At 67.5% G+C, this 1,545-nt stretch carries 1 protein-coding gene; it reads left to right on the top strand.

Translation table 11 applies throughout. The features are described from left to right. Window positions 1-137 precede the first annotated feature (137 nt). Window positions 138-1,499, top strand: a complete 1,362-nt coding sequence (locus AC1WTP_RS34345) for an ISAs1 family transposase (protein WP_109906691.1) — start codon at window positions 138-140, stop codon at window positions 1,497-1,499. Window positions 1,500-1,545: the final 46 nt, after the last annotated feature.

Genomic DNA, 1,545 nt, shown 5'->3' with positions numbered 1-1,545 from the left:
CACGGCCCCGGCGTTGTTCCGGCTTGAGGTGTTCTGTCCAGGTTGAGGACCGGACAGAGCTGAAGTTGTGGGACGAGCGCGACTTCTGATGATCTTTCGGGTGTCTACGCCAGAAGATCGTTCCAGGAGCCGCGCTCGTGTCGTCATCTTCCCCGATCAGCCCTGTTGTTGACCACCTTGCCGATCTGGCCCTGTGGGAAGCCGAACTCGCTGCGGACCCGGTCACCGCGGACCCGGTCACCGCGGACCCGGTCACCGCGGATTCGTTGGCTGCTGACCCGTTGTTGGTGGCGTCGTCGCTGCTCGATCGGCTGCGGCAGGTGCCTGATCCGCGCCGCTTGCGAGGGCTTCGGCATCCGTTGCTGGTGATTCTGGTCCTGACCGCGTGCGCCACTTTGGTGGTGGGTAACGACTCGGTGACCGCGATCCGGCAGTGGGCGGCGCGGACCCCGCAGGATGTCCTGCACCGTCTCGGGGCCCGGTTCAACCCGTTGCGCGGCCGGTACATGGTGCCCAGCGAACGCACCTTCCGGCGGGTCCTGGCCGCCCTTGACGGTGACGCTCTCGACACAGCGACCTGCGGTTACGCCGCCGACATCGTGTGTGCTCACGCGCCGGCGCCGGTGATCCCCACCTGCGACGACGAACCCGTCGAGCGGGAGCAGCGCCGCGCCGCCACCCGGGCCGTGACCCACCCGAGGCCGGCCGGGCTGCTGCCGGCGGCCGCGATTGACGGGAAACTGTTGCACGGCACCCGTACTGCGACGGGGCAGGTGTTCCTGGTCGCGGCGATCAGCCACCAGCACGGGGTGGTCCTGGGCCAACGCCAGGTCCCGGACAAGCGCGGCGAGAGCACCGTCATCGCCGACCTGCTGACACCCTTGGAGCTGGCCGGGATGATGCTCACCCTCGATGCCCTCCACACGAGCAAGAAGACCGCTCGTCTGATCACCGGCCCCCTTCGAGCCCACTACACGCTGATCTTGAAGGGGAACCAGCCCCTCGCTCTGAAGGCCGCCCAAGCCCTGCTGTCCGGCACCGACACCGAGTTCATCGACCACACCGACATCGACGAGGAGCGCGGACACGGGCGCACTGAACGCCGAACCCTACGGGTCGCGGCCTGCGACGACACGGTGTTCCCCGGCGCCCGGCAAGTCTTCCGGCTGCGCCGTGATACCGGCGGTCTCGACGGCGTGCGCACCAGCAAGGAAATCATCCACGGCATCGTCAGCGTCGACGCCGACCAGGCCGGCCCCGAGCACCTCAACCATTACGCCAGAGGCCACTGGACCGTGGAAAATCGTCTTCATTGGACTCGAGACGTGACCTTCCACGAGGACGATTCCCAGCTACGGACCGGTACCGCCCCACGAGCCGCGGCCAGCTTCCGCAACCTGTCCCTCAACACCTTCCGCCTCGCCGGACGCGCGAACATCGCTCACGCTCGCCGCGACCTACACGACCGCCGCGACGTCTTCGCCACCTACGGCATCTAACAAACCATGATCAAACCGGACACACCCGAACAACGCCGGGGCCGTG

The organism is Micromonospora sp. R311, assembly GCF_056780015.1.
This window is presented reverse-complemented; position numbering and strand designations above follow the sequence as displayed.